The organism is Rhodoferax sp. GW822-FHT04A08 (assembly GCF_058801025.1).
On sequence record NZ_JBXAMW010000059.1, the window covers coordinates 1 to 1765 of the forward strand.

Here is a 1765-nt window from a genome sequence, read left to right on the forward strand (position 1 = left end):
TGAGCTCCAAAGGATCGCTCTTGTCCAGCGGCATCTTGCGCATGTACCCGGGCGGTGAGGAGTGGCTGGGCACCTTGCTGTTTGTCCCACGCCAGCTTTCCGAAGGCATTGCCTACCACCAGGGGCAACCCGAGGAAATCCTGGCGCATATGGCCACCCCACTGCGTGGGGATGGACTCAGCCTGGGTGACTTTGCGCACATCCCGCACCACACGGCCCTTGCCAAGAGCTGGCTAGAGGGTGTGCTCAAGGCGGCATCGGACGGACACACAGCAGGGCACATGCTCGTGACTGGAATGCCGGGGCTGGGGAAGACCGAGTGGTGCCGGGCCCTGCTGAGGGAATCCAGTGTGCAGGCCATGGAGATGGTGGTTACCAATGACCGGGGTGGCGCCTTGACGGGTGAGGATCGACTACACCACCTGCGCCTGGTCATGCGGATGATGCGCGCCACCCCACGTGGGGCCATCCTCTTTGACGAAGCGGACGATGTGTTTCGCCCGCCGGAATCGGAATTCGGTCAACGGCGTAGCTCAGGTGATGCGGATGCGGTGAGCATGGACAACCACCGGGCGGCCTTGAATCAATTGCTGGAGGGCAGCCGCATCCCGGTCATCTGGATCATGAACCACCCAGAGGTGCTGGACCGTGCCGTACTGCGCCGCTTCGATGTGGAAATTCACTTTGAGGGAATTCCCCGCTCGGTACGCCTGGGACTGATCCAAAAGCGTTTCGCACCCAGACGGCACAGCCCCGCTGCCATCACAGAAACTGAGCAGCAGCGCTGGGCTGAAGTCAGCACCTTGACACCGGCACTCATCGACCGGCTGGGCCAAGTCCACGCACGGGGAGAAGATGCTGACGTCCCGATGGACGCCACCTTGTGCCGGCACTGGCTGCGCCAGCGCCTGCCAGGCCGCCCCACCCAGCACTTGCAAATCCCAATTGAGCAGGGAGCACACTCTGAAGCATTCACCTGGAGCCCTACCCAGGTGAATGCCAGTGTGGACTTGATGGAACTGGTGGCCGGTATCCGGAAGGTAGGCAGCGCGCGACTGGCGCTGTGCGGACTTCCAGGAACTGGCAAGACCGCATTCGCCAAGGCCTTGGCGAACATGCTGGATAAGCCCTTGGTGGAGCAACGTGCGTCAGATCTGCTGTCGGCCTATGTAGGGGAGACAGAACAGCGCATTCGCACTGCGTTTGAGAAGGCGCTCGAAGAGGGCGCGGTGCTCTTCATTGATGAGGTCGATGGATTATTGGCCAACCGTGATATGGCAGCACGCACCTGGGAGGTCACGCAGGTCAACGAACTGCTGGAGCACTTGGGTGAATACACCGGTGTTGTTGTGATTGCCACCAACCGCATGCAAGCCATCGATCCAGCGACCTTGCGCAGGCTCGATATGCAGATCACGTTCGAGCCCCTCAGACCCGAGCAGGTGCGAGAGGGATTCGCAGCGCTCTGCAAGGCGCTTGCAATCGAGGTCGACATAGGGGATCTGGACACTGCCTCCCAAATCACCGGTGTCACGCCCGGAGATTTCGCTGCTCTGTCTCGCCGTCTGCGCTTTGCACCGGATGCCCGAACGGCTTCGACCTTGATCAGTTTGCTGCAGGAACTGCAGACGGGCAAGCAGCCGCGGCGTGCGCCCATGGGCTTCGTAAGCGGGCGCGCTGCCACAGAGGCAGATGACAGCGTGTAGTGCTGCCTTCACCGCGAATCTGAATCCGCAAATCCCTGTTCAACCCATTCCGTACGCGA

General features: G+C 61.4%; 1 protein-coding gene. It reads left to right on the forward strand.

Annotated elements, in window-relative coordinates; genetic code table 11:
- A partial coding sequence (locus tag AC1RMF_RS26545) for an AAA family ATPase (RefSeq protein ID WP_493145545.1) occupies positions 1-1706 on the forward strand: 1706 nt, incomplete at its 5' end.
- Positions 1707-1765 lie beyond the last annotated feature (59 nt).